The following is a 25,519-nucleotide window of genomic DNA, read 5'->3' on the forward strand; positions in this document are numbered from 1 at the left end:
AGTCATTCCGGTGATTATTTAGCAACAGAGGTTTGCGCCACTGCCTGAGTACGGCAGAGGAAATAATAAACAGGTGAGACGATGGCTAAACCAATAATCCAGGAGATGTCGGCACCACCTAACATATTTGCTGCCGGGCCGGTATAGATGGCGGTAGACATAAAGGGAATCTCGACGATGATGCCCAGCAGATAACAGAAAATGGCTTTTGAATTGAAGTAACCGTATATGCCACCGTCGCGACGGAAGAATGAAGCGACATCATAATTACCGTGGGCCACCAGATAGTAATCAACCAGGTTAATTGCCGTCCACGGCACCAGCACATACAGCAGCATCAGAATAAAGTTGGTGTAATTGACCAGAAAGTTTTCCTGACCATAAATCGCAATCAGCACTTCGATAAGGATGGTGACAATCGAAACCACAATGCGGGCGCCAGAAAGTGGCGACCATTTAGGCAGGAATGTCTGGCCGAGCGTCAGGGTGCAGAGCACGCCGCAATAGAGGTTCATTGCATTGGTCGCGGCAATGCCTAAGGCAAACACAATAATTACGGTGGAGGATAATCCGCCGGTCATATTCACAATGCCGGTGATTAAATCACCATCCACGATGCAAATAGAAACCAGAATGCCAAGAATCATCGGGAACAATGAACCCAGTACGCATCCCAGGTAGCTACACCAGAAGACACTTTTTTCGCTGATATCTTTTGGCATGTAGCGGGAATAATCGGATACATAAGGCGCATAGGCCAGCTGCCATAACGCGGCGATGGAAATGGCACCGAGGAATCCGCTGAGATTAAAGCCATTACGTGCGAGAAAATCAGTCGGCAGACCATGCACGAAAACAATCCACGCAAAGGCCGCGAGCAAAATAATACCGGATACCCACGACATCACCTTGGTGTAGGCATGAATCAGGTTATAACCGAAGGCACAGGCGACCAGGCTGAGTACCGCAGAAACCAGGATGCCGGTATCGGTAGAAACCGGTGCGTAGATGGCGTGCAGTGACTGACCGCCCAGCACCAGGTTCGATGCCAGAAAGCCGATATACATGATGACGACTAACGCCACCACCAGCACGGAACCATAAGAACCAAACTGGCCGCGGGTTTGCACCATCTGCGGCACACCTAATTGTGGCCCCTGCGCGGAATGCAATGCCATAAACAGCCCACCGGCAAGGTTACCAATCAATACGGCGAGGGTGGCCCACATAAAAGATAAGTGGAAAATACTCACCGCCAGCGCACCGGTAATCACGGTAAGCAACATGATGTTTGAACCAAACCAGATGGTAAAAAGATCCCGTGGCTTGCCATGACGTTCATGCGCGGGAATGGGCTGGATGGTGCTCAACTCTATTGTGGTTGCAACAGCATTATCTTTTGGGTTGTTTGTCATCATAGTTATCTCAACAAAGTCATTTGCAGGCTTGCCGCATGGCTGCGGTTATAACCACCCAAAAAATTGGGAGGGGTGAAAATAACGTTGATGGGATGTTGCAACAGTTGGCTATAGAGAGAAATGAAGAAAAATATAGCCAACTAATATAAAAAAAAGATGCAATCTCGCTTATGGATTGGCTGCCCCAAATTGGAACGTTAAAGAATGACAGGTGAGATATTTTTGAATCTAATTAACTATTTGATTATTAACATCTAAAATGCCACGTTCTGGCTGAATGCCTTATTTTGGTGCGCGTCTGCTCGTCACTGAAGCATCGTTGGCAATATTAAATATCGTCAATTTTGCAAAATTAATAAGTAAAAATGTTGTCTGTGAATCGCGTTAATTTGATTTATCTCAGCACCTTTTTATCTTGCCTGTGCAGAGCGGATGCGGCTTTAACAGGGCTTTGTATTTTATTTCGGCGGACAAGGTTGCCAGCAGGTTAAATATTTTCTATCCAGACGCTCACTTTATAATATTTTACCGCCTGCACGTGCTCCAATAGTCTTGGGTCCTTCTTAAGTGGTTAATCCCCTGCGTGATGCGGGATGAAGGACGTTGAAATGACATCATTAAAAACTGAAACAGATACGCTGATTATTGGCGCGGGTCAGGCGGGGGTTGCCATGAGCGAACACCTGACGCGTCTGGGCATTCCGCATCTGGTAGTGGAGAAAAATCGGATTGCCGAATCCTGGCGTAGTCGTCGCTGGGATTCGCTGGTTGCCAACGGTCCGGCCTGGCATGACCGCTTTCCGGGGATGGAGTTTCCCGGCTGCTCACCTGACAGCTTCGTGGCGAAAGAACAGGTTGCCGATTATTTTGTCAGCTACGCCGCCATGAACCAGTCACCGATTCATACTGGCGTCGAAGTGTTAAGCGCTGAACGCAATCAGGGGCGCAGTGGTTTCACCGTCACCACCTCCGCAGGCGTGATCAATGTGCAGCGTATCGTGGCCGCTACCGGTCCTTTCCAGCGTCCGGTCATCCCGGCGATTGCTCCTCAGCATAGCCAGGTACAACAGCTGCACTCGGCAGACTATAAAAATCCGCAGCAGCTGCCGCAGGGGGGCGTGCTGGTGGTTGGTGCCGGTTCTTCCGGCGTGCAGATTGCTGATGAGCTGCAACGTGCCGGTAAGCCCGTATGGCTGTCGGTGGGACCGCACGATCGTCCACCACGTTCCTACCGTGGCCGGGACTTCTGCTGGTGGCTTGGGGTACTCGGTCTGTGGGATGCCGCAGCCAGCCAGCCGGGCAAAGAGCATGTCACCATCGCCGTCAGTGGCGCACGCGGTGGGCATACCGTCGATTTCCGTCGTCTGGCGGCGCAGGGCGTTAACCTCGTTGGCCTGACTGAAAGTTTCACCGCTAACACCGTACGTTTTCAGGATGACCTGGCGGTGAATATTGCGCGCGGCGATGCTAATTATCTCGCATTGCTGGATGCTGCTGACGCGTATATCGACCGTAACGGTCTTGATTTACCGCCTGAACCGCAAGCACGTGAGTTCCTGCCAGACCCCGCCTGCGTAACCCATCCGCAGCTGTCACTTAATCTGGCCGAAGCTGGCATCACCAGCATTATCTGGGCGACGGGCTACGTGGCCGATTACAGCTGGCTGAAGGTTAATGCCTTTAATGACCAGGGCAGACCGCAGCATCATCGTGGTGTTTCCAGCGAGCCTGGCGTCTATTTTCTCGGCTTGCCGTGGTTGTCACGTCGTGGTTCCACCTTTATCTGGGGCGTCTGGCACGATGCCAAATTTATTGCTGACCAGATCGCTATCCAGCGCCAGTACCAGCATTACCGCGCTCCCTCTGACTCGCTTTAAGGAACTGTTATGCCTACTCATCAACGTATTCGTATGTTCAACACCAAAGAAACCTATCCGAATCAGACGCTGGACAACGATCTCTGCCAGGCGGTACGCGCTGGTAATACCGTCTACGTGCGCGGCCAGGTCGGTACCGATTTTGCAGGCAATCTGGTCGGGCTGGGCGATCCCCGCGCTCAAACCGAACAGGCGATGAAAAACCTCAAACAGCTGCTGGAAGAAGCCGGTAGCGACCTGAGCCATATCGTGAAAACCACCACCTATCTTACCGATCCACGCTATCGCGAGCCGGTTTACCAGGAAGTGGGCAAATGGCTGAAAGGGGTGTTTCCGATTTCAACTGGTCTGGTGGTTTCGGCGCTGGCACAGCCGCAGTGGCTGATGGAAATTGATGTGATTGCGGTGATCCCGGATGACTGGGAGGCGAAATGACGCTTTCGATTGCCGCACGCTGTGCGGAGTCCGGCCAACTCGGTATCGCCATTAGCTCGTCGAGCATTGCCGTCGGCGCGCGTTGCCCGTGGCTGGTGGCCGGAGTGGGGGCGGTATCCAGCCAGAACATTACATTACCGGCACTGGGGCAGCAGATTCTGGCGCGGCTGGAGGCGGGGTTAGCGCCGGAACAGGCACTGAAAAGCGCGCTGGCAGAAGATCGCTTTAGCGAGTATCGCCAGGTGACTGTCATTGACGCCAGCGGTCGCAGCGCCGCCTTTAGCGGTGACAAGACGCTGGGTATTTATCATGTGGTGCAGGGCAAAGAATGCGTGGCCGCAGGCAATATGCTGGCGGAGCAAGCGGTGATCGCCGCAATGGTGACGGCTTTTGAAGCCACCACCGGTGAACTCACCAGTCGTCTGATTACGGCGTTGCAGGCGGGGATCGACGCTGGTGGTGAGGCGGGGCCGGTGCATTCTGCTGCCGTGAAAGTAGTCGATGATTACACCTGGCCGCTGGTGGACCTGCGCGTCGATTGGGCAGAAGAAAACCCATTGGCAGAGCTGCACAAGTTGTGGCTGGCGTATGAACCGCAGATGCAGGCTTACGTCACCCGGGCACTGGATCCACGCGATGCCCCGAGCTATGGCGTACCCGGCGATGAGTAACGCGGTACGCGACATCCTCGCGGCACTGCTGGCGTTTGATACCACCAGCCGCGAATCCAATCTGGCGTTGATTGCCTGGATTGAAGATTTTCTGGCGCAACGGGGTATCGCGTCGCAACGCATCATGGATGACAGCGGGCGCAAAGCCAATCTGTATGCCCGGCTGGGACCGGGCGGTGACGGCGGGGTGATGTTGTCCGGTCATACCGATGTGGTGCCGGTCGATGGTCAGCAATGGACGCTGCCGCCGTTTGCCCTGACACAACAGGAAGGGCGCTACTATGGCCGTGGCAGTGCCGACATGAAGGGCTTTCTGGCCTGCGTGCTGGCATCGCTGGATAACTTTCTGACCCAGCCGTTGCGCCTGCCGCTGCATCTGGCTTTTTCCTATGATGAGGAAGTGGGCTGCCTCGGGGTGCGCAGCATGGTGGACTATCTGCGCGCGTCTGCGGAAAAACCCGCCATGTGTATCATCGGCGAGCCGACAGAAATGCGCCCGGTGTATGGACACAAAGGCAAGGTGGCGATGCGTTGTCAGGTGCATGGCCGCGCCTGTCACTCGGCCTATGCACCCTCTGGCGTCAATGCCATCGAATACGCGGCCAGGCTTATCAACCAGCTGGGCGCAGCGGCGCAGCAACTGAAGCAGATCGAGGATGCGCGTTTTGATCCCCCCTATAGCACGCTCCAGACCGGTATGATTCAGGGCGGCAGCGCGCTGAACATCGTGCCGCAGGATTGTCAGTTTGATTTTGAAATCCGCTATCTGCCGGGCGCTAATGTTCAGGGTGTGATGACCGAGGTCGAGCTGTTCTCGCAACAGCAATTGTTACCGCAAATGCAGGCGGTGGCAGCCGAGAGCGCGATCCGTTTTCAGCCGCTGAGCTACTATCCTAGCCTGCTCACCGATCCGCAATCGCAATTCGCGCAGTGGCTGGCGCAATGGAGTGGCAGCAATGATTTCTCAACCGTGGCGTTTGGCACCGAAGGGGGATTGTTTGATGAAGCGGGGATTGCCACCCTGATTTGCGGGCCAGGCAGCATGGCGCAGGGGCATAAGCCGGATGAGTTTATTGCTATTGAACAAGTAGAACACTGCATGAGTATGCTGGTAAATTTATGTAAATGGATGCGTACAGTTCCTTTAAAATGAAACAGTCAATAGTTAGTTAAACCTAATGAAGCTAACCGTAAAAACGGCTCTGGTAAAAAAGACCTCAAAACACCGACCGGTAGTTTTGAACTGGCACCACCGCGTGATCGCAACGGCACGTTTGAACCGCAACTGGTAAAAAAGCACCGGACCAAACTCTCCAACGGGATAGAACGTAAGATCATCCGCCTGTTCGCTCTGGGGATGAGCTATCAGGATATCGGCCGGGAAATTGAGGATTTATAAGCGTTAAGCGTGTCCAGCGCCACCATCAGTGCGGTCACCGATAAAGATATCCCCGAATTTAAACAGTGGCAGCAGCGACCCCTTGTGAAGGTCTATCCTTTTGTCTGGTTGGATGCCAGTCACTACAAAATCCGCGAAGAAAGCCATTACCAGAGCTAGGCTGTATATACCGTTCTGGCACTGAATCTGGAAGGCAAAAAAGAAGTATTGGACCTGTATCTGTCGGAAAGTGAAGGCGCTAACTTCTGGTTATCCATACTGAGTGGCATGCAAAACCGTGGCGTTGAAGATATCCTGATCGATTGCGTGGACGGACTGACCGGCTTCCCTGAGGCGATTAACAGCATTTATCCACAGACTGAAGTGCAACTGTGCGTTATTCATCAGATACGCAACTCGATCAAAGACGTGGCATCGAAGTATGAATAGACCCGGGTTTCGTAGACACTTTTTTGCCTCATAATGGAGTGACCCCGAGCCCATAGACAAAACTGACCTATATTTTGAGCATAGGAGGAGTCTATGGGCACACCACGTTTTACCCCTGAATTTAAAGAAGAAGCGGTCCGCCAGATCACTGAGCGGGGCTATTCCGTTGCTGACGTTTCAGAACGCCTCGGCGTGTCGGCGCACAGTCTTTACAAATGGGTCCGTTCAGTAAAACCTGATAATAACGGGCATCAGGCTCAGGACTTACTGGATGCCAGAACGGAAATTCTCAGGCTGAAAGCGCAGCTTAAGCGTACTGAGGAAGAACGGGATATTCTTAAAAAGGCAGCGCGGTACTTTGCCAGAGAGCCCGACTAAAGTACCGCTTCATCAACGATCACCGTGATATATGGTCGATCGCCGCGATGTGTCGGGTTTTGAAAGTTGCCCGTGCCGGATTTTACGTCTGGCTTCATTGTCCTGTCTCTGCAGGAGAAAAGGATAACCAGCGATTGTTGAAATTAATCCGCGACTCTTATGCACTGAGCGGCGGTGTTTACGGCTATCGCAGGGTTCACTGCGACTTACGTGAAGTCGGTGAAGCATGCAGCAGAAACCGGGTAGCCAAGATCATGAAGCAAAACAGGATACGGGCCGTACATGGCTACAAGATACCCCGTGGGACCAGAGGGCGTCCGTCACTGATAGCACCTAACCGCCTGCTGCGGGAGTTCACGGTTGTGAAACCCAATCAGGTCTGGGTAACGGATATTACCTATATACGGACCTGGCAGGGCTGGCTCTATCTGGCCGTGGTCATCGACCTGTTTGCCCGTAATGTGGTGGGCTGGTCAATGAAACCGACGCTGTCGCGTGAACTTGCACTGGATGCGCTGCTGATGGCCGTCTGGCGGCGTAAACCTGCCGAAAGCGTGATAGTGCACAGCGATCAGGGCAGCCAGTACGGCAGCGATGACTGGCGACGGTTCTGCCAGGCTAATAACCTGTCACCCAGCATGAGCCGGCGCGGCAACTGCTGGGATAATGCCGTGGCAGAATCCTTCTTCAGTTCGCTAAAAAAAGAGCGCATCAGAAAGCGGATATATAAAACCCGGGACATGGCCCGGGCTGATATATTTGATTATATCGAAGTGTTCTACAACCGGACCCGACGCCACAGTCACCTGGGAGGCGTCAGTCCAGAGGCCTTCGAAAAGGCCTCGTCGTGAGGACAGCGAATGTCTACGGGAATGGGGTCACTCCATAAGCCAGCCTGCAATGTCTGCCCACATTCATTCACTTGAGGCTTTTACCGGGTGTGTTCTCTTTACTCGTCGTTCACATGGTGTGGTGGCTACAGTGGATGGGGAGGAATTGGCGAGATTGGTGGCTTCAGATTTAGAAACAATTGAACTGAAGTTGTCGATGCTTAGATCACGTACAAGAAAGTCCTCGGGGACAGTATCTTTCATCGGGCCAGCAGAATTAATGTGGTCAAAATTACCGTACTTGGTGAAAAAACTATTCAATGAAGGTATTAAATTTAAAGTTTTGACAGGAAATAGGAAGCGCATATACACCTGTCTTCTGGACGGAAGTTGTCAACTAGGTTTCACAACTTCTATGCCGGATAAACAAAAATTTGGATATGCTGAAATTGGAATGGAAAAGTTAATAGTTGTGGTAGCGTCACTTATAGCAGACAACTTCAAAGAAAACGAGGACGTGATTGATACGCTGTCGAAGCTTCCTCTAATAGCTTATGATGAACAGTTACCATTGATAAGGGAGGTTTTCCAGGATTCTTCGCGATTTTTTGCACTGCTTCGTCCGTCTATTACTGTACCGGATTTGCGAATTTTAGAAAGAATGATCCGAGAAAATATTGGTTGGACTGTGATGCCTGAGTATTTATGCGCCCAAAGCATAGCAGGAGGTCAGATCGTTGAAGTCAATGTTCATGAGAGACTCCCCATAAATTCTATCTATTTGGTATGGATTGATAGCTCATTACGTAACCCACTCGTATCAGGAATCAGAGACAGAATTCTCGAACTATCAAAAAATAGCGGATTTATGGTTTGAGATACATAAAACAGGCAGCCTTATCGGCTGCCGTGTCATTATTTTATCCGTGGCAATCGCTTGGCAAAGTCATCTGCAATGTCATTCAATTTTAGGAATTTCACCCCTGGATGACCAAGCATATGCGTTAAGAGGCGTTCGAGCATCATTAATACGTGCGGGCGTCCAGATACGTCCGGGTGAATCGTGAAAGTAAAGATCGCATATTCATGCTCACGGTAGACCCAATCGAATTGATCCCTCCACAACTGTTCGATGTCCCTGGGATTCATGAAACCTTGGCTGTTGGGTTTTGTTTTCATGAACATGAAAGGAGGAATATCGTCGATTGTCCAACTGGCGGGTAATTCAATAAGGTCCGTCTCTTCTCCGCGTACCAGCGGTTTCATCCATTCGGTCGGTGTCTTGGAATAATCTATCTTGGTCCAGGAATCACCTTTCCTGACATAATAAGGCTGATGATCATGATGCATTAGTGAATGGTCATATTTGATGCCATTTTCTAATAGAAGATCTGTGGTTACAGGAGAAAATTCCCACCATGGAGCGACATACCCAGTAGGTCTCTTCCCTGTTAATTTTGTGACCATATCAATGCCCTTTTGAAGGACTTCTCTTTCTTGGTCAGGCGACATAGATATTGGGTTTTCATGACTGTAATTATGAACCCCTATCTCATGTCCAGCATTAACAACTGCTTCCATTTGCCGAGGAAAGGTTTCAATGGAATGACCAGGCATAAACCAGGTTGTTGGAATATTAAACTGGTCAAAGAGATTCAGAAGACGTGGAGTACCTACTTCGCCAGCGAACATACCGCGAGATATATCGCTTGGAGAATCCTCTCCCCCATAAGAAGATAGCCAGCCTGCAACGGCATCTACACCCACTCCAAAACCACATAGTATTTCTTTCGCCATGGGTTATTACTCCTCATACAGAAAAATTGAAATAATATCGCGTTAAGAGGGTTTCTTGACTAATTTCAAGAGATCCTCGGTATTAAATTCATTAATTCCTTTTTGAAGGGCCATTAATTTATGCTCAGGGATGTTGTATCCCCAATTAGCCCAAAATGATTGAATGCCATGATCTAATGCATCAATAACATTTTGGATATTGTCATCAATAAATATAATCTCCTCGTTTTTATCGAAGGCTATCGATTTTAGCAAGGTGAGAGTCTTGTTTTTATCGGTCATCCTCCCATAAATTTTATTCGCGGGTATGTTTAAACCATATTTACTTAGAATGAATGATATTGACTCCTCATCCTTTCCCAACACAATATAGATATCATTAGCTGTTTCAAATAAATTTGAAACATCCAATAGCGGACGGTGTAGTTCAGCCCAAAAACTAGGGTAAATACTTCTTGCCAGGTTCCTATACTGGATGAACTTATCCCTAAATATTTCCTTTTCTTCAGTTGGAATCGATTCATATATGGCAGTGAATCTGTCATTATCTATAGCCTCATTACCAAATTCGGTGAATGAGGAAATAAAGTGACCGTCGTGACGTACAAAATTCCTTAATTTCCTGAACCGTTTAGCCATCAGACTTGGTATTTTTTTTGAAGTACATTTTTGTTAAAATCACTGAGAGGTCTGTCATGTAATACATTCCATGTAATTAGCATGCATTCGTCTACTCCATCAACCACGACCCCGTCGAAATCCATTGCTATTAACATCGAATTATACCACCAGCGGTTCTTTAAGAGTTTCTCCGCGCTTCCATCTATCTATTGCATCGAATGTCTGACGCATAAATTTTCCACATTCGGCATAATAGGAGCAAGTTATGATATTCCCGTCGACAACTACATCTGCTTCAATTACGTTAGCGCCGGAATTAACCCTATCGTCTTTCAGACCAACATAAGCGCAGGCGAGTTTGTCTCTTAGAATACCGGCAGAAATCATAATCCAGGGACCATGGCAGAGCCCAGCCACAACTTTCCCCTGTGTTACCATCTGTTTTAGAAAATCTTTAACTCTCTGATCTTGGCGAACTCTATCAGGCGCTTCATGACCGCCAGTGAGAATAACAGCATCAAAATCAGTGGCGTTGAGTTGATCAAAATTAATATTGTCTTTGGATCTTTTATCCATAGGAACAGTGATGCCATATTTCCCTATCACTGCACTTCCATCCTTTGTTGCAATAGATATATCGTATCCTTCCTCTTTAGAACGATAGTAAGTATAAACTACATCGTGATCCTGAAAACCTGGACCAGTGATTATCACTACTCGTGTCGGATTAGACATGTCATTTTCCTTCTTATTGCGTTACGGGACGTTAATTAAAAATACATTCTGACCACAGTACATTTCTGAGATGGCATCTTTAGCTCGTAGGATATGAATTTTTCCCATTAGATGGCTTTTTACATCTAATGAAATAAAAATAAAATCATCCTCGTCATTCAACATTTTTCTATCAAGATTTTTGACGGAGAAGTATGCTAATTTGTGTAGGTCATGTTCTCTGATCAATGTGCCTGCAGATATCTGTTGCAAAGGAGGTAAAAGATCATGTTCCTGTGATTTCTTTTCATATGCCATATTTTGCCGGCCATAATTATCTTTAAGTCTGAGTAAGTCGAATTTGTTTCTTGGGTTTTCAACTTCAATTAATTCGATGCCTGATTTTCCAGAAATAGTCTGATGGAACACACCTTTTGCAATATATATGCTGTCGCCAGATTTTAACGCCTGATGTGTACCATCAAGAAATCTGGTCTCGCCATCACCATTTAGGCATATAAGGACGGTGACTTTCAGTATATGACAATGCATTGAAGTGGATAGATTCTTTGATATATGAAGGCGCCATACATCAAAAATAGAATCACAATAAACTCTATACTCATATCCCCATGGTTTTTCTATGAATCCATTGAGATGTAAGTCTTTCTCAAATGACTCACCATTATTTGAAGTTGAAAGTAGGATTTTGTTTATTTCAAGCAGGTCATATACATTTGGAGTCCGGTTGTGGATTTCCATATGGTCGCTCCCCCGTTAATTGAATTGCTGAATGTTGATTTCACTTCGGTCAATCGTTCCGTGATTTCAGTCTATAACGGTTATTTAGTACGAGAGAAATAACTTTTATGATGATTACCTATATTGTTTCTTTTGATCAGTCCTTCATACTCAATAATTACTGAAAGCTATGCTTCTATACTTGGGTACTCTTAAAGATGCATAGATTCTATGCCGTCAGGAGGTCATAGCTCACAAGCGATTAAGATGCTTAGCAAGATGCCGAACTCGGACGTCAGCACGATACAGCTCATGATATATGTATTCGATGTTTACCAGAGGTCGCTTTATGTGATCCGGTAGGGACAGGGGACAGGTCAGTAAACCAGCCTGTCTCCATCAGTAGCATGCATGCCGAACCTGGGGACATTGTGGAGGTCGATACCAGCGGAATGGTGATTGTCCTATGCGCAAAAGCTGAAGATGTCGCCTGAGTCTCTCATGAGATCGAGAAAACGAAGTCGCGGATAAGTGCATTGGACAATGAAGGTACCAGAGCGGATACGGAAAACCTGACGCGCCTTTTATGCCAGTGACCTGCACCCCATTGCTCAAGACGCCTCGATGTAAGTATACGTTCCGAACTTCCGCTGTTCGCTCAAAGCTGTCCTTGATCCTAGCCGTGGACAGCTCTGTGCCAGATATAGTCATTCGAACCCTGAGAGTTACACTTTTAAGTGATTCAGGGTATGCGCTTACTGGTTACGAATATTGTGCCAGAATCATGTGGTTTGATGATTGCCGCTTTGCTTTCGAGCCAGTAAGTGCTCCACGTTCGCTAACGAATACTCAGGGCATGCAGACAAACTGCTGACTATATTTCTTTCGAAGAGCGTGGAATGCATACCAATCCCCGGTTAAAAGGAGTTGGTTATGACTGCGATAGATCAGTTTGCTGCTCATGTTGGTCTGGACTGGGCGGATAAAAAGCATGATGTTTGCGTTCAGTTTAAAAACGGCGAACGCACATTCCATGTGATTGAACATACAGCAGAAGCGCTTGATGCCTGGCTCAACGCGTTGCACAAACAGGTGAAAGGCAAAATAGCTATCGCCCTTGAGCTGAAGAAGGGCCCCGTGGTGTATGCTCTTCAGAAATATCCGTTTATCACTGTTTTCCCTGTCCACGCTTTGTCCCTGGCTCGTTACCGGCAAGCCTTCTCGCCCAGCGGCGCTAAAGATGACCCGCAGGATGCCGAGCTGGCATTAGAGTTAATGCTGCGTTATCCCCAAAAGATAAAAGCCATTGAACCCGACAATGCGGATATCCGGTTACTCCAGCAACTGGTTGAGCAGCGTCGTCAGTTGGTTGAAGATAAACGCCGCTTTGTGAACCGGATAATCAACACGCTTAAACAGTATTACCCTCAGCCCCTGGAGTGGTTCTCACATAGGGGTAGCTTACTGTTGTGTGAACTGATTATGCGGTGGCCCAGTCTGCAACAACTGAAACGCGCCAGGCGCGACACGATCCGCAACTTTCTGAATGCCAAAGGTGGCCGCGCAATAGCCCTTACCGAGCAACGTGTTGCGAGTATTGATAACGCGATCCCATTGACGACAGACCCGAGTGTTATAGAGGCTAATGCTTTGATGGCAACAGCACTGGCGACACAAATTAAAGTCGTGAGTGAAATCATCAAAACCTATGACGAACGAATCGAAACGCTGTTTGACACATTGCCAGATGCGGGGCTGTTCAAATCACTTCCGGGCATGGGGCCGTGTATGGGCCCACGTATGCTTGCTGCACTTGGTGATAACCGAGACCGGTTTAACAGCGCTGAAGAAATTCAAAACTACGCAGGTATTGCACCGGTGACAGAACGAAGTGGCCAGAAATCCTGGGTTCACTGGCGATGGCAATGTGCGAAGTTCGTCAGGCAGACCTTTGTTGAATGGGCTGCCAAGACGGTTAACTCATCATACTGGGCCAAATTGTATTATCAGGGGCAGCGAGAAAAGGGAAAATCTCATCAATCCGCGATCCGGGCTCTGGCATTCAAATGGCTAAGGATCATTTACCGCTGCTGGAAGACCAGAACCCGCTATGACGAAGCGAAATATTTGCTGGCACTGGAAGAGCGAAAATCGCCCTTACTGATGCCGTAAAAAACTTGTCGAATGTCTCAGGGCGTGATATAGTCATTCGAACCCAGAGAGTTACACTTTTAAGTGATTCAGGGTATGCGCTTACTGGTTACGAATATTGTGCCAGAATCATGCGGTTTGATGATTGCCGCTTTGCTTTCGAGCCAGTAAGTGCTCCACGTTCGCTAACTATTTTGCTGGCATTGGAAGAGCGAAAATCGCTCTTACTGATGCCGTAAAAAGCTTGTCAAATGTCTCAGGGCGTGAAGCGGACGTTGCTGACAACAGTTTGAGTGATTCAACAGAGCGTCAGTCATCATGTATTATCAGGACAAAGATGCCCGCTGAACCAGTCAACAACCCTATTTATGACAACGGGTTGATACCAGTGATCATCACCGTGTTCTGCACCTTCGATAAGTACGTAGTCCGTTTTGTTCCCCGATTCCAAAAGGGCTTTGTAAAGCGTTGCGCTCTGCTTAGGCGATACTAATGTATCCTTACTTCCATGCATTATTAGGAACGGAGGTTTACATCCTTTGAGACGTCCTATGGGGCTTGCATTTATCGCTTTTTCAGGTACAGAACTGATGGAGGCACCTGCAAAATTCTTGAAAGCCACACCATTAATTAGCAGTGACTCCGCGACTGCAGGAGACTGATGCACTTTTTGTCGGTGATCCGGAAAACCGTCACCTATGTTACGCAGATCTGATATTCCGTAAAGCGTAGCCACAGCCTGCACATCAGCGGACTGGCTGAGAAAATCGCCGTGATCGAATGATTTATCGCCATTAGTGGTACCAAGCATCTGCGCCAGCCATCCTCCTGCAGAATCGCCAAATACACCAATTCGTGAGGGGTCAATTCCATAATCGTGGGCATGTTGACGAAGGTATCTTACTGCTGCTTTAGCATCTATCACTGGCGCAGGGAAAGTATCCGGAATTGTCCTGTATTCTGCCGCTGCAACAACAAAGCCAGCCTCCGCTAAAGCCATGCGCATTTCCACAAATTTATTGTGCTCAGCTGTCATAAATCCTCCCCCAGGAAAATAGATGATGGCTGGTTTCAAAATTTTGGTACGAGGAACCAGAAAAGACATATGCAATTGCCTGACAGAACGAGTGTTTTTCACTGTCTCATAAACCACATCACTGATATTGTCTATAGGGTGTTTAGTCAAAGCGACTTGGATAATTTTCGCCCCATGAATATAACCAGGCAGATCATGATAATCAGAAGAGACTTCACTATTTATTTTAGGAATCATAAAAAATCACCAGTTTTTAAAATATTGTTTCGCCAGTCAACCTATTATTCTGAAAGGATAGGTCATCCTGTCAGATAATTTTTAAGGCCGAATTAATGGTGGCGAAAATCAAATTCGCTATAACACCCATTTGAAATATGCACCGACTGATATTGATGATAGAGATACGTAAAATCTAATCCTCTTTAATTACACCATCCCGGCCGAGCCCGGTGAAATCGGTTCTGTCTCCGGATGACTACTGTATACATACATATCCGAAGGCTTATCTATTCAGATACTTGTATTCGTTACAAACCATGAAAAGTGATGTTTTATATTCATGGCCAGTTACGTCCCCGGGTTACTGTTATTTTTTTCATATCTCAACCGGTCTTCACGAAAGCGATCAGCATTATCGACAATCCAGGTCCACAGCGGGATCATCCGTACAAGTAACTCCATACCTGTATCGGACAGTTCGTATTCGACTCGTGGCGGGATTTCACTGAAATCATGGCGGATAACCAGTCCGTCACGCTCAAGCTGTCGTAATGTACGCGTCAGCATGCGCTGAGTCACTCCGTGCATACGCCTGCCAATTTCGGCATGACGCAGTCTGCCATAAACGCCAAGCGTGTTGACGATACCCAGCGACCAGCGACTTCCGGCATGAGCCAGCACCTCCCGCCGCAAGCCATCATCATCGTCTCTCAGCCCCTTACAAACAGCCTGCGAATACTGAAGAATATCTTCCCGATCCATTTCATTGACTCCCGGTATCATACATGTACCTTCTTTTTTAGCCTGTTATGAATTGCTAGAGTGGTGCAACAATTCATGTAAGGCCAGATTATGAACAAAACAGATCTTAACACTACGTCTGAAAATATCCTCGTGCTCGGTGCCGGTGAGCTGGGCCTCCCCGTTCTGCGAAATCTTGCCCTTCGGGCAAAAGATGTGGAGGGAACGAAAATCAGCGTGCTGCTGCGCGAAAGTACCGTAACGTCAGATGAACCTGGAAAACAATTCGTTATCACGGAAATCAGAAACCTCGGTATTAATATAGTCACGGGCGATCTCGTCATGAGTTCTGTCGACGATTTGGCCAGCCTCTTTGCGCAATTTGACACAGTCGTTGGCTGCGCGGGGTACGCGGCCGGCATAAATACACCGATGAAACTGGCGCAGGCGGCCCTGCAGGCGCGGATTCCACGCTATTTTCCATGGCAGTTTGGTGCCGATTTTGATGCCATCGGACGCGGCAGTCCACAAGACATCTTCGACGCGCAGATTGACGTGCGTGATTTACTACGCAGCCAGCATGAAACTGAGTGGGTCATCATTTCGACCGGCATCTTCATGAGCTATTTGTTCGAACCAGACTTCGGTGTGGTCGATCTGCAGAACGATACTGTTCACGCACTCGGCAGTATTGACAACACCATGACGCTGACAACTCCCGATGATATCGGGATGCTGACGGCAGCGATCGTATTTAAAACTCCTCGCATCCGGAACGAAATTGTGTATATCGCCGGTGATACACTGACCTACGCAGAGGTAGCAGATAAGCTGCAATCAGCGCTTGGCCGTCCTTTCAGCTGCACGGAATGGAGCGAACAATATCTGATGGATAAACTCGCGCTCAACCCGCAAGACATGATGTCTAAGTATCGTGCCGTTTTTGCACAGGGGCGGGGTGTTGCATGGGATAAAAAGCAGACATTCAATGAACGCCATAACATTCCGGTTACCGACGTGGCAGCCTGGATAAATGCAAATCTGACCCCGGGCAGCTCATTATAATCGTATTTAAGCTGCTGTAATAAATACCAGAGTCTTTCTCCTGCCTAACCGAATATGGTGAAGAGAAAGACTCTGTTCCCCCTGTTGGCACTGATAGCAAAGCGGTTACGCTGTGTGCGCTGAAAACCGGCTCTCCGGTAAACCGGGGAATACGGCTGATTTCGCTCTTAGCAATGCTCCATCATGCCTTGACGGCACAGAAAGACCCACGCTGGCACTGGTACAATACAGCGTTGTGAATGCTTCTCCCGCGAGTGTCGGGCAAGTGCTCTGAACTCCTGGAGAGGGCAGGATACTCTCCGTCGTTCCGTCCGGACGATAACGTACAACACGGCTTCCTCCCCATTCGGCATTCCAGACATAGCCCATTGCGTCCACGCAGGAGCCGTCAGGCGCTCCCTTTCCTTCTGTTGCAGTGAACACGCGCTGGTTATTCATGGAGGGGTAATCACAGCACATTATACGGCCCTGCATCGAGTCACAGTAATACATCGTGCTGCCGTCCGGACTGAAACAGATGCTGTTCGGGATGGCCACCTCAGGCAGGGGTAGCGTCTCAATGCTGAGTGTCGCTGCATTTAGCCTGTGAAATCTTCCTATGATTTTCGCGGGGTATCCGTCATCCATGGTCCCGAAGACGAAATTACCCTCGCGGTCGCACCGACCATCCCCTGTCCGTGTTCCCGGTCCTCCCGGTGACGCCACAACCGGCGTAAAGATACCCGTATTCAGATCGCAGAAGGCGAATCGGGACGCCAGTCCCATCAATAAAACGTCAGAATGTTCAGTAAGAGCAAACGATCCGAGGCGTTCAGGCAGGGACCAGCGCATCACAACACTGGTGTCTTCTTCAAGGGCAAGCAGCTCGCTGCCTTCAATGTCAGTCCAGTAAATCCTGCGTGTCCTCTCGCACCAGATTGGGCACTCTCCCAGCAAATTTCTGGCATCAGCAGACACTGAAAACATGTTATTTCTCCCGCATATAAAAGTTTCGCATCGCGCCTGACCAAAAGCGTAAGGCCATCTGCATTATGGCAGACGGCAGTAACAAGCTATTCCCACCCTGTCAGGGCAAAAAACGCGCTGAAAGTTTGTCACCAAAAAGCATGATGGCGAGTCCTGCCAGCATGACCAGCATGCCCCCCAGTTTGAGTAGCGAAACCGGTCGCCGTACAGCACCCAGCAGACCGAAATGGTCAATCATCTGCGACGAGAGTAACTGCCCAACGATTGCCAGCCCGAGCAGGGCTGAAAAACCGATTTTCGGTGCCAGCACCACGTAGCTGAACAACGCACAGGCACCGATCAGGCCGCCCGCCAGACTCCATGCTGGCTGCGAAGGAATAGCAGCGAGAGAGCTAAATAACCCGCCACGTAGCAGCGAGTAAATCCCGAGGCTCAACGCCCCGGCCGTAAAGGAAAAGAACGCGGCGGTGACCGGATCGCCCCCGAGTCCTTTTGCGAGCTGACTGTTCAGGGTTGTCTGCAAGGTAATACCAAGACCCGCTGCAAAAGCTATTACGTAATAAATCGCGCTCATGCTGTTATTCCCTGTCAGTTTGCCTGTACCAGCGGCAGGAATTTCTCCGCAAAGATGTCCGGCTCATACCCGGCGGCGGCGAAAAGGTGTTCGCGTGATTCATCGATGGCAGCACGAAGACGCTCGCTGTCCACGCCCAGAACTTTGCCGTTCTGCTTGACGATGCGCCCGCCAATCATGACAGTATCGATGTTGCTGCGTTCAGTTGCATGCACCACCGTCCCGAAGGCATTCCCGTTCGGATAGAGATTGAGATCAGCAGCGTTAATCAGGGTCAGGTCGGCCTGTTTGCCTGGCGTCAGGCTACCCACTTTATCCTGTAGTCCGGCACAGGTCGCACCATCGACGGTTGCCGACTTCAGCAGCTGCGCTGCCGGGAGCGTTGTCAGAGAATGCCCTGAATCACAGCAGTGCTGCTTATGCATACCCATTACTCGCTGCAGATAGAACGCCACGCGCATTTCCATAAACATATCTGTGCTGTAAGACGTTTCGTTATCCACGCTCAGGCCAGGATTGATGCCATGGCGCTGCGCGGCCTCAATGGCAAACATCCCGCTTTCAATGCCATAGTGCGAATCTGAGCGCGGACAGACGTTCACTCGTACGCCGGCTTCACGCAGGATTTCCCAGCCCTCATCAGGCAGTGCTGTGCAGTGATTGAAGATATTGTCCGGGCCCAGCAGGCCCTGCTGATGCAGTGATTTAAGCTCTGAAGCCATTTCAGCGCCAAAGAATTCGGTCACGATTGGCAGCCCGAGCCGGCGGGCCTCGGCCCACAATTCCGGCTCCAGCTGGGCCATGACGCCCAGAGAAACCAGTCCCTCAGGATTGTCTTTGAAATATTTTTCCTGCAGACGCTGCCAGTTACCCGGCCAGTGCGCTCTGTCCCATTCGCCTGCTACCGGCGCGCCGGAAGCATGAATAGCGCGAATTCCGGCATCAAGCAGGGCTTCAACGGCGGCGTCTGCATGTGCTGCGGTACGGCTGTTGTGCGAGTTATCAATCATGGTAGTGATACCCGCATCAATCGCGCCCAGCGCCGTCAGGAGATTACCGACATAGATATCTGCGGGCCGATAGTATTTCGCAAACGAGAAGTGCGTGGCATTGCTATAGTCGTCCAGACAGGTGGCGTTTGGGTTGATGCGGCGCAGCTGGCCTTCCCAGGCGTGACGATGAGAATCGACCATCCCCGGCATGGCAATCATATTTGTGGCATCAATGACGTGAGCACCCTCGGCGTTCAGGTCCTTACCGATGGCGGTGATGGTTGACCCTGTGACAAGAATATCGCCACGTTCATGGTTACCAACATTCTCATCCATACTCAGTATGGTTGCACCGCTGATCAGCGTTACCGGAGCATTTGCCGTCTGATTGTTAACAATATTTCTGCAGTAATCGGTCATTTGAATTGTCTCTTTCAGGTTCAGAAGGAAAACAATACGCCTCCTGTTTAAGCTGAAAAAGATGACTAACGTGTTTTCATCATTCAGAATTTGCGAATAATGATGGTTATCACCGTCACATGCTATTCAGGAGCGCAATCAGGTGGATCGTATTCAGGCTATGCAGGTTTTTATAAGGGTGGCTGAGGCCGGAAGCTTTGTCCGGGCAGCGGAAACACTGTCCCTGCCTTCTTCTACTGTTACCAGCACCATCAAAAACCTGGAGAAATATCTGCAGGTGCGTCTGCTGAACCGGACCACAAGACGTGTCAGCCTGACTCCGGAAGGTATGCAGTATCTGGCGCAGTGCCGGGAAATTCTGGCCTTAATTGAACATACGGAAGCCAGTCTGGCCGATTCGAACAGGCGCCCCCGTGGTCGTTTACGCGTTGATATGCCCGGCGGTATAGCGCACTTCCTCGTGATGCCAAACCTGAAAGAGTTCTACAGCCGTTATCCTGATATTTACCTGATGATCGGCGTCAGCGACCGGCAGGTTGACCTGGTTCAGGAGGGCGTGGACTGCGTGATCAGAACCGGAGAGTTACTTAACTCCACGCTTGTAGCCCGTCCGCTCGGAGAATTTCGCTGGATCACCTGCGCCTCTCCCGATTATCTCAGGGAGTACGGTATTCCGCAGTCACCTGAAGATTTATCTCATCACCGGGCTATTCATTATTTTTCCGGACAAAGCCGGCGTACAGACGAATTGCGTTTTGTAAAGGGAACAGAAACGCTGTCCGTACCCGTCAGGGGGCAGGCAGCCGTCAACGAGACGGGACTCTATATAAAAATGTGCCTCGAAGGATTCGGGCTGGCGCAGCTTGCTGAGAACGTTGTAGCAGAACACCTTCAGAAAGGAACGCTGGTTGAAGTCCTGGCCGACTGGCAGCCGTCGTCTGTTCCTGTCGCATTGCTTTATCCCCATCAGCGTTTTCTTTCACCCGCCGTACGTGCATTTGCAGACTGGATAGATGAAATATTCAGTTGATACGTCTGTCACAGCTCCCCGTTGCATACTAAAAGTCAGCAGTATTCAGGGGACCTGAAAGAACGGCAGACTTTATTTCGCGGATATGAGCATCCCGGAGCAGCGACTTCCCGGAGAAAGGCTGTACCCAGAAATTCACATCTCCGGTTTACGGGGGGACGCCGGCTAAGAGCGCCAGCCACATCCGGGCCCTCTTTTAACTAAAGTGTCTGAGTAAAATATTTTCAAGGATGTGAAAAACGGTCCTGATGCGCTGTGGTACCAGGGTCTGATAGGGCCGGTAAAGATAAAGCTGCCAGGTTTCCAGTTTCAGTTCCGGCAGGACATTCACCAGCCTGCCGTCTTCAAGGTATTCCCTGCAGGCCAGATTACTCGACTGAATCACGGCTTTACCGGTTAACGCAGCCTGAATCTCAGACTGGGAGTCGGTGGTAAAAAACTCCAGGTGCCGGGGAATAAAGGTATTGACGCCGTCGAGCATAAATTCAAACACCTTGCCGGTTTCAGGGTTAAGCAGACCGCTGAAAGGGTAACGCTGACGCAGGTCTTCAAAATTTTTCGGTGCGCCCAGCCTGTCAATGAGCCGGGGAGAAGTCATCAGGGCATGATGAACCAGCGTAATGGGCCTGACGATAAAATTCGGGTTTGGCTCCCGCTCTATACGGATCCCCATATCAATACGGTTCTGGACAGTATCCAGCTTCATCATGTCTAACCGCCAGTCAATAAACAGCTCAGGATAGGGATCGAGAGCGGTCAGAAGCTCATATAACACCTGCTCGTGGCCGGGAAACCGGAATAGCGTGATCCTCACAACACCCTTCATCTCATTGTCATCTCTGGCCGTCTGGAAAAGGGCCTCTGAGTCTTCAAGCAGCCGCATGGCACGGGGCAAGAAAAACTCACCAAAGCTGGTCAGCACAATGGATCGGGTATTGCGCTTAAAAAGCGGTTCGCCAAGCTGATGTTCCAGATCAGCAATCGTGCGTGTCACCACGGATGGAGAAATGGCCAGCCTGACTGCCGCTTCGCGAAAATTCATTGTTTCTGCAGCAGTAACAAAAAATCTCAGGGCATCGAGTTTATTCATAATAATTGTGATTTTAGCAATTCTGATTTTCTAAATTAACAATTTTTCAGCAATAAATCCAACCGTATACTTAGCATCTAAGAATAGTTAATACCTTAAAGAAGGGTGAAATAATCGTGAAAATTAGAAGGTTAGGTAGCCAGGGGCTTCATGTCTCGGAAATGGGGCTGGGGTGCATGGGCATGGACCATGGCTATGGCTATTCAGTTGAGATCCGGGAAAGGACAAAGCTGATAGACAAGGCTGTAGAGCTGGGCTGCAACCTTTTCGACACTGCCCCCATTTACGGATTTGAAAACGAAAAACTGCTGGGGGTAGCGCTCAGCAAACACAGGGACAACGTTGTCATCGCGACCAAATTCGGCGTGACAGGAATGGAAAATAGTGATGGACAGCTGGTGCCGGTATTAGACAGCCGTCCGGCATCTGTCAGAGAGCAACTGGAAGGTTCCCTCAGGCGCCTGAAGACCGACCATATCGACCTGTTTTATCAGCATCGTGTCGACCCAAAAGTTGAGCCGGAAGTGGTGGCAGGATTAATGAAAGAGCTGATCGCGGAGGGCAAAATAAAGTACTGGGGCTTATCCAATGCGCCCGTATCTTACATACGCCGGGCTCATGCCATCTGCCCGGTCACTGCGGTTGAAGACCAGTATTCAATGATGTGGCGTAAACCTGAACAGGATCTGTTTAAGGTCTGCGATGAACTTGATATTGGTTTTATGGCCTACAGCCCGCTGGGTAATGGATTCCTGAGTGGTCAGGTCACAGCTAATACAACCTACGGGGAAGGCGATTACCGGGGCATGATGGGGCGCTTCAAACCAGAGGTGATGGAAAATAACCAGACGCTTCTTAAGCTAATCGCTGAAATTGCAGAAAGAAACAACGCAACTTCAGCACAGATTGTTCTTGCCTGGGAGCTGGCTCAGAAGCCTTACATTGTGCCGATCCCGGGAACAACAAAACTACACCGGCTGGAAGAGAATTTTCACGCCGCAAATGTTCAGCTCAGTGACGCCGAATTAAATGATATCAACGAAGCCTTATCCCGGCTTGAAATTGACGAAACATTCTTCTGAAAAAATAAGAGATCGCTATGAAAACAACAGTATTTGTTACCCATCCCAACATTAATCAGTCCCGGGTAAACTCAGCCCTGGCAAAAGGTGCAGCATCACTGACAGGCGTTGAAGTGCGTTATCTCTATGACCTGTATCCGGATGGCAAAATCGACGTGGCCGCTGAACAGGCTGCCCTGGAGAAGACGGATCGTGTCGTGCTGCAGTTCCCTATGCAGTGGTACAGCACGCCGCCACTTCTGAAACAGTGGCTTGACGATGTACTGACGTACGGCTGGTCACATGGTGGAGAAACACAGGCGCTGCACGACAAGCAACTCATGCTGGCAGTTTCGCTTGGAGGTGCTGAGTCTGCCTATCAGCCTGATGGCGCTGCCGGACATACGGTAGGAGAGTACCTGCTGTCTTTTGAAACCATCTCCGGGTATCTGGGTATGAACTACATCAAGCCGTTCATTACAGGCGGAAGCGCGACGATAACTGACGAAGAAATCGCAGCTCAGGCCGGACGATACAAAACGGTATTAGCCTGATTATCTTCAGGCGATCATCAGTGTATTAAAACGCCTTCAAATGTGCCGTTGCTGATAACGGCACATTTTTCATTTATGGGAAGGAGAAATCGTGTGTCTTTACAGCCAGTCGAACTGAACAAAGCATATCGATTATTGCAGGTCGGCCCAACTACAATGATTTCCGCTAAGCATAATGGTAATGCCAATGTGATGGCCGCTGCCTGGGTGAGTCTGGTGGGGATCAATAAAGTCATGGCGTATATCGGTCCGCAGGCTTATACCCGTGGATTGGTGGAAGAAAGTGGTCTGTTTGCCGTACAGATCCCCGTAGTCAGCCAGATGGAAACCGTTTTGTACGCAGGTGAGCACAGCTACCGTGACAGGCCTGACAAGAATCATAAAATACCGACGTTCTACCTGAAAGAGTTCGATGTTCCGCTGGTAGAGGGTTGTGCTGGCTGGCTTGTATGTAAGGTAATACCCAACGCGGCATATGAGCTGGAACATAATCTGTTTATGGGAGAAATTGCCGGCGCGTGGAGTGACGATCGGGTTTTTCGCAATGGACACTGGATATTTGATGAAGCACCTGACGAATTACGAACCATACATTATGTCGCCGGGGGGCAGTTTTATGCCATCGGCAAAGGAACCCGGTTTGACCATGGGCCGGGCAAAGACTGAGACGCGAGTGCTTTTTGTACTGATACAACAAACTGCAGGGACTTGTTGTTAAAATGCCTTGCTGTTCCCTCATGGCCAGCAGGCGATACCGCCTCTGAGCCAGCAAGGGAAGTCGCTTTTCGGCGCCTGCAGCCTGCCTTCTTATATGCTCCTGTTAGCCCGCAGCACTCATAAATGAACAATGGCATGTCACATGGAAGGATCAGTGTCTTTAATCAGAAAGTGACAGTTTTGTTCTACCCACCGGTTGAGTTCATTCGCTGCCTGCCAGAGGGACGTTCCCAGTTCCGTGAGTGCATATTCGACTTTGGGCGGTACTTCACGAAAGACAGTGCGCGTAACAAGATTCCTGCTTTCAAGTTCCTTAAGATTCTGTGACAGCACCTTTTCTGATATACCCTGAATTTTTCTTCGCAAATCACCCGGCCTTGATGCACCGTCAGAAAGGGCATGAATAATGAGCAATGTCCATTTGCTCACCAGAACCTCGAGAACTTCACGGGCAGGACATGCCTCCCGCAAAACATTACCGGGTTCTTTGTTGTCCAGTGTAAAACAGTCGTTGAATTTTTCCATACTTACCTTGAGGTGGGTACTTGAAGATAAGTTAGTCTAAATCTACTATAGCGCTGAAATCAAGAGATTTGCATGTGCCATGCTGCTGCGGCTTAACCATCGTAATTATTGAAATAACCAGATAATGAGTTGGTAATGCTGAGTTTGTGACACGATAATGTCATACGTTACGAACACTGATAGCCATTAGCCGCCAGCACGAACAAATAATTTTTTTGTGTAATAACGAAAATTTTATCAAATAAGCCGGCTTGCTATATAAGCGCCTGCGCTAATAACAATCAATCCTTATGAATCGGGTTATATCAATGAAATATCATGTACTTTCTGCTTCACTGTTATTTTCACTTCTCTTTACTACTGCTGCACAGGCGAAAACAGCGAGTTATAAACTTGATGAATCGCATACGTCTGTGGTTATTAGCTGGAACCACCTAGGTTTTTCGAACCCGACGGCATCCCTTCATCATGTAGATGGCACAGTTAAGTTCGATCCGGCAACAAAAATTTTATCACTGGTTGATATCAACATTCCTGTAGCCAGTATTGATACCGGCGTTCCAGCACTGAATAAAGAGTTTGGTCAGCCAGATTATTTTGATGCGGAGAAATATCCGGTCGCAAATTTTAAAAGCACCAGCATTGAAATGAATGGTGATAAGTATGACGTACGGGGAAATTTAACCATTAAATCCATAACCCGGCCGGTTATTCTTCATGCAACCCTGAACAAAGCAGGTTTTCAGGCTATGGAGAAGAAAAATGCGGTAGGTTTTAACGCCACCGGTGTGATTAAGAGATCAGACTTTAAAATTGATAAATACGTTCCTTATGTAAGCGATAATATCACACTGACCGTGTCTTCGGAGGCGTATTCAGATTAATAAGATGCGGAGCCGTTAATGCTTCAGAAGCGTGGGCTGATGAAGCATCTTTACTTCCAGTCCAAACTTTTAACAATGTCGCATCCTGTCCGTAATCCTTCGGAAAGCATGCACTAATGAGTCAGCGTGTATTATTGCATGCTGACCCTATCAGTCCAGTCAGAGGGCAAGACGGGGCAAATTA

25 protein-coding genes and 1 pseudogene are annotated in these 25,519 nt (G+C 49.1%); 14 read left to right on the top strand and 12 right to left on the bottom strand.

Annotation, left to right across the window (positions count from 1 at the left end; all coding sequences use genetic code 11):
- Nucleotides 1-14: 14 nt before the first annotated feature.
- A complete protein-coding gene (locus Q3H59_RS07825) occupies nucleotides 15-1,418 on the bottom strand; it encodes a cytosine permease (RefSeq protein ID WP_012541188.1) in 1,404 nt (467 codons plus the stop codon).
- 608 nt (nucleotides 1,419-2,026) lie between these two features.
- Between Q3H59_RS07825 and Q3H59_RS07830 the strand changes: the two genes are divergently transcribed.
- The 7 genes and pseudogenes from Q3H59_RS07830 (at nucleotide 2,027) to Q3H59_RS07860 (ending at nucleotide 8,314) form a co-directional block, all read left to right on the top strand.
- A complete protein-coding gene (locus tag Q3H59_RS07830; protein ID WP_012541189.1) occupies nucleotides 2,027-3,295 on the top strand; it encodes an NAD(P)/FAD-dependent oxidoreductase in 1,269 nt (422 codons plus the stop codon).
- Between the two features lie 9 nt (nucleotides 3,296-3,304).
- Nucleotides 3,305-3,730: a RidA family protein gene (locus tag Q3H59_RS07835; RefSeq protein WP_012541190.1), complete on the top strand. Its 426-nt coding sequence runs from the start codon at nucleotides 3,305-3,307 to the stop codon at nucleotides 3,728-3,730.
- On the top strand, nucleotides 3,727-4,401 hold the full coding sequence (locus Q3H59_RS07840) for a DUF1028 domain-containing protein (RefSeq protein ID WP_012541191.1): 675 nt from the start codon (nucleotides 3,727-3,729) through the stop codon (nucleotides 4,399-4,401). The genes Q3H59_RS07835 and Q3H59_RS07840 overlap by 4 nt, the downstream gene beginning before the upstream one ends.
- Nucleotides 4,394-5,554: an acetylornithine deacetylase gene (gene argE / locus Q3H59_RS07845; protein ID WP_012541192.1), complete on the top strand. Its 1,161-nt coding sequence runs from the start codon at nucleotides 4,394-4,396 to the stop codon at nucleotides 5,552-5,554. Before Q3H59_RS07840 ends, argE begins: the two co-directional genes overlap by 8 nt.
- Nucleotides 5,555-5,566: 12 nt before the next feature.
- A pseudogene (locus Q3H59_RS07850) lies at nucleotides 5,567-6,220 on the top strand (IS256 family transposase); the annotation flags it as partial.
- A 102-nt stretch (nucleotides 6,221-6,322) separates the two neighbouring features.
- Nucleotides 6,323-7,458, top strand: a protein-coding gene (locus Q3H59_RS07855; protein ID WP_201794086.1) for an IS3 family transposase whose coding sequence is annotated in 2 segments (ribosomal slippage) — nucleotides 6,323-6,569 and nucleotides 6,569-7,458 — 1,137 coding nt in all. Because the reading frame shifts where the segments join, the coding sequence is not laid out codon by codon here.
- 49 nt (nucleotides 7,459-7,507) lie between these two features.
- Nucleotides 7,508-8,314, top strand: a complete 807-nt coding sequence (locus Q3H59_RS07860) for a LysR family transcriptional regulator (protein WP_227952988.1) — start codon at nucleotides 7,508-7,510, stop codon at nucleotides 8,312-8,314.
- A 38-nt stretch (nucleotides 8,315-8,352) separates the two neighbouring features.
- On the opposite strand, the gene Q3H59_RS07865 is transcribed toward Q3H59_RS07860, so the two are convergent.
- From Q3H59_RS07865 to Q3H59_RS07880, 4 genes are all read right to left on the bottom strand, one after another.
- Nucleotides 8,353-9,234: a polysaccharide deacetylase gene (locus Q3H59_RS07865; RefSeq protein WP_048762585.1), complete on the bottom strand. Its 882-nt coding sequence runs from the start codon at nucleotides 9,232-9,234 to the stop codon at nucleotides 8,353-8,355.
- A 42-nt stretch (nucleotides 9,235-9,276) separates the two neighbouring features.
- The gene (locus Q3H59_RS07870) at nucleotides 9,277-9,873 is read right to left on the bottom strand and encodes a hypothetical protein (RefSeq protein WP_241488184.1); all 597 of its coding nucleotides are present in this window, start codon (nucleotides 9,871-9,873) and stop codon (nucleotides 9,277-9,279) included.
- A gap of 141 nt (nucleotides 9,874-10,014) precedes the next feature.
- Nucleotides 10,015-10,590, bottom strand: coding sequence for a DJ-1/PfpI family protein (locus Q3H59_RS07875; RefSeq protein ID WP_048762586.1), 576 nt, complete (start codon nucleotides 10,588-10,590; stop codon nucleotides 10,015-10,017).
- A gap of 21 nt (nucleotides 10,591-10,611) precedes the next feature.
- Complete coding sequence (locus tag Q3H59_RS07880; protein WP_048762587.1) at nucleotides 10,612-11,331, bottom strand: hypothetical protein; 720 nt, start codon at nucleotides 11,329-11,331, stop codon at nucleotides 10,612-10,614.
- Between the two features lie 912 nt (nucleotides 11,332-12,243).
- On the opposite strand from Q3H59_RS07880, the gene Q3H59_RS07885 reads away from it, so the two are divergent.
- Nucleotides 12,244-13,482 (top strand): IS110 family transposase, encoded by a 1,239-nt coding sequence (locus Q3H59_RS07885; protein ID WP_014683004.1) that lies wholly within the window; start codon nucleotides 12,244-12,246, stop codon nucleotides 13,480-13,482.
- Between the two features lie 295 nt (nucleotides 13,483-13,777).
- Here Q3H59_RS07885 and Q3H59_RS07890 read toward each other — a convergent pair whose 3' ends face one another.
- Together Q3H59_RS07890 and Q3H59_RS07895 are read right to left on the bottom strand one after the other, a co-directional pair.
- Nucleotides 13,778-14,734 carry an alpha/beta hydrolase gene (locus Q3H59_RS07890; RefSeq protein WP_048762591.1) on the bottom strand — a complete coding sequence of 319 codons (957 nt, stop codon included), beginning with the start codon at nucleotides 14,732-14,734 and terminating at the stop codon, nucleotides 13,778-13,780.
- A 330-nt stretch (nucleotides 14,735-15,064) separates the two neighbouring features.
- Nucleotides 15,065-15,499: a helix-turn-helix domain-containing protein gene (locus tag Q3H59_RS07895; RefSeq protein WP_196781243.1), complete on the bottom strand. Its 435-nt coding sequence runs from the start codon at nucleotides 15,497-15,499 to the stop codon at nucleotides 15,065-15,067.
- A 69-nt stretch (nucleotides 15,500-15,568) separates the two neighbouring features.
- On the opposite strand from Q3H59_RS07895, the gene Q3H59_RS07900 reads away from it, so the two are divergent.
- Nucleotides 15,569-16,522: an aromatic alcohol reductase gene (locus Q3H59_RS07900; RefSeq protein ID WP_014229934.1), complete on the top strand. Its 954-nt coding sequence runs from the start codon at nucleotides 15,569-15,571 to the stop codon at nucleotides 16,520-16,522.
- Between the two features lie 105 nt (nucleotides 16,523-16,627).
- Here the strand turns inward: Q3H59_RS07900 and Q3H59_RS07905 are convergent, their stop codons facing one another.
- The 3 genes from Q3H59_RS07905 to Q3H59_RS07915 all read right to left on the bottom strand — a co-directional run bounded on the left by Q3H59_RS07905 (nucleotide 16,628) and on the right by Q3H59_RS07915 (nucleotide 19,474).
- Nucleotides 16,628-17,488 carry an SMP-30/gluconolactonase/LRE family protein gene (locus Q3H59_RS07905; RefSeq protein WP_048762592.1) on the bottom strand — a complete coding sequence of 287 codons (861 nt, stop codon included), beginning with the start codon at nucleotides 17,486-17,488 and terminating at the stop codon, nucleotides 16,628-16,630.
- A 100-nt stretch (nucleotides 17,489-17,588) separates the two neighbouring features.
- A complete protein-coding gene (locus Q3H59_RS07910) occupies nucleotides 17,589-18,062 on the bottom strand; it encodes a DMT family transporter (protein WP_012539997.1) in 474 nt (157 codons plus the stop codon).
- A gap of 14 nt (nucleotides 18,063-18,076) precedes the next feature.
- Complete coding sequence (locus Q3H59_RS07915) at nucleotides 18,077-19,474, bottom strand: amidohydrolase family protein (protein ID WP_048762593.1); 1,398 nt, start codon at nucleotides 19,472-19,474, stop codon at nucleotides 18,077-18,079.
- A gap of 142 nt (nucleotides 19,475-19,616) precedes the next feature.
- Here Q3H59_RS07915 and Q3H59_RS07920 point away from each other — a divergent pair, with 142 nt between their 5' ends.
- Nucleotides 19,617-20,504, top strand: coding sequence for a LysR family transcriptional regulator (locus Q3H59_RS07920; RefSeq protein WP_048762594.1), 888 nt, complete (start codon nucleotides 19,617-19,619; stop codon nucleotides 20,502-20,504).
- A 196-nt stretch (nucleotides 20,505-20,700) separates the two neighbouring features.
- Here the strand turns inward: Q3H59_RS07920 and Q3H59_RS07925 are convergent, their stop codons facing one another.
- Nucleotides 20,701-21,594 carry a LysR family transcriptional regulator gene (locus Q3H59_RS07925; protein ID WP_041165285.1) on the bottom strand — a complete coding sequence of 298 codons (894 nt, stop codon included), beginning with the start codon at nucleotides 21,592-21,594 and terminating at the stop codon, nucleotides 20,701-20,703.
- Nucleotides 21,595-21,710: 116 nt separating this feature from the next.
- Here Q3H59_RS07925 and Q3H59_RS07930 point away from each other — a divergent pair, with 116 nt between their 5' ends.
- The 3 genes from Q3H59_RS07930 (at nucleotide 21,711) to Q3H59_RS07940 (ending at nucleotide 23,875) form a co-directional block, all read left to right on the top strand.
- On the top strand, nucleotides 21,711-22,676 hold the full coding sequence (locus Q3H59_RS07930) for an aldo/keto reductase (protein ID WP_082144865.1): 966 nt from the start codon (nucleotides 21,711-21,713) through the stop codon (nucleotides 22,674-22,676).
- 17 nt (nucleotides 22,677-22,693) lie between these two features.
- Nucleotides 22,694-23,209 (top strand): NAD(P)H-dependent oxidoreductase, encoded by a 516-nt coding sequence (locus Q3H59_RS07935; protein WP_014229928.1) that lies wholly within the window; start codon nucleotides 22,694-22,696, stop codon nucleotides 23,207-23,209.
- 93 nt (nucleotides 23,210-23,302) lie between these two features.
- Nucleotides 23,303-23,875, top strand: a complete 573-nt coding sequence (locus tag Q3H59_RS07940) for a flavin reductase family protein (protein WP_014229927.1) — start codon at nucleotides 23,303-23,305, stop codon at nucleotides 23,873-23,875.
- Nucleotides 23,876-24,064: 189 nt separating this feature from the next.
- Here Q3H59_RS07940 and Q3H59_RS07945 read toward each other — a convergent pair whose 3' ends face one another.
- The gene (locus Q3H59_RS07945) at nucleotides 24,065-24,451 is read right to left on the bottom strand and encodes a helix-turn-helix domain-containing protein (protein ID WP_014229926.1); all 387 of its coding nucleotides are present in this window, start codon (nucleotides 24,449-24,451) and stop codon (nucleotides 24,065-24,067) included.
- A gap of 308 nt (nucleotides 24,452-24,759) precedes the next feature.
- Here Q3H59_RS07945 and Q3H59_RS07950 point away from each other — a divergent pair, with 308 nt between their 5' ends.
- Complete coding sequence (locus tag Q3H59_RS07950; RefSeq protein WP_048762607.1) at nucleotides 24,760-25,335, top strand: YceI family protein; 576 nt, start codon at nucleotides 24,760-24,762, stop codon at nucleotides 25,333-25,335.
- Nucleotides 25,336-25,519 lie beyond the last annotated feature (184 nt).

It is taken from the genome of Pantoea sp. SORGH_AS_0659 (genome assembly GCF_031453915.1).
Lineage (GTDB): Bacteria > Pseudomonadota > Gammaproteobacteria > Enterobacterales > Enterobacteriaceae > Pantoea > Pantoea leporis.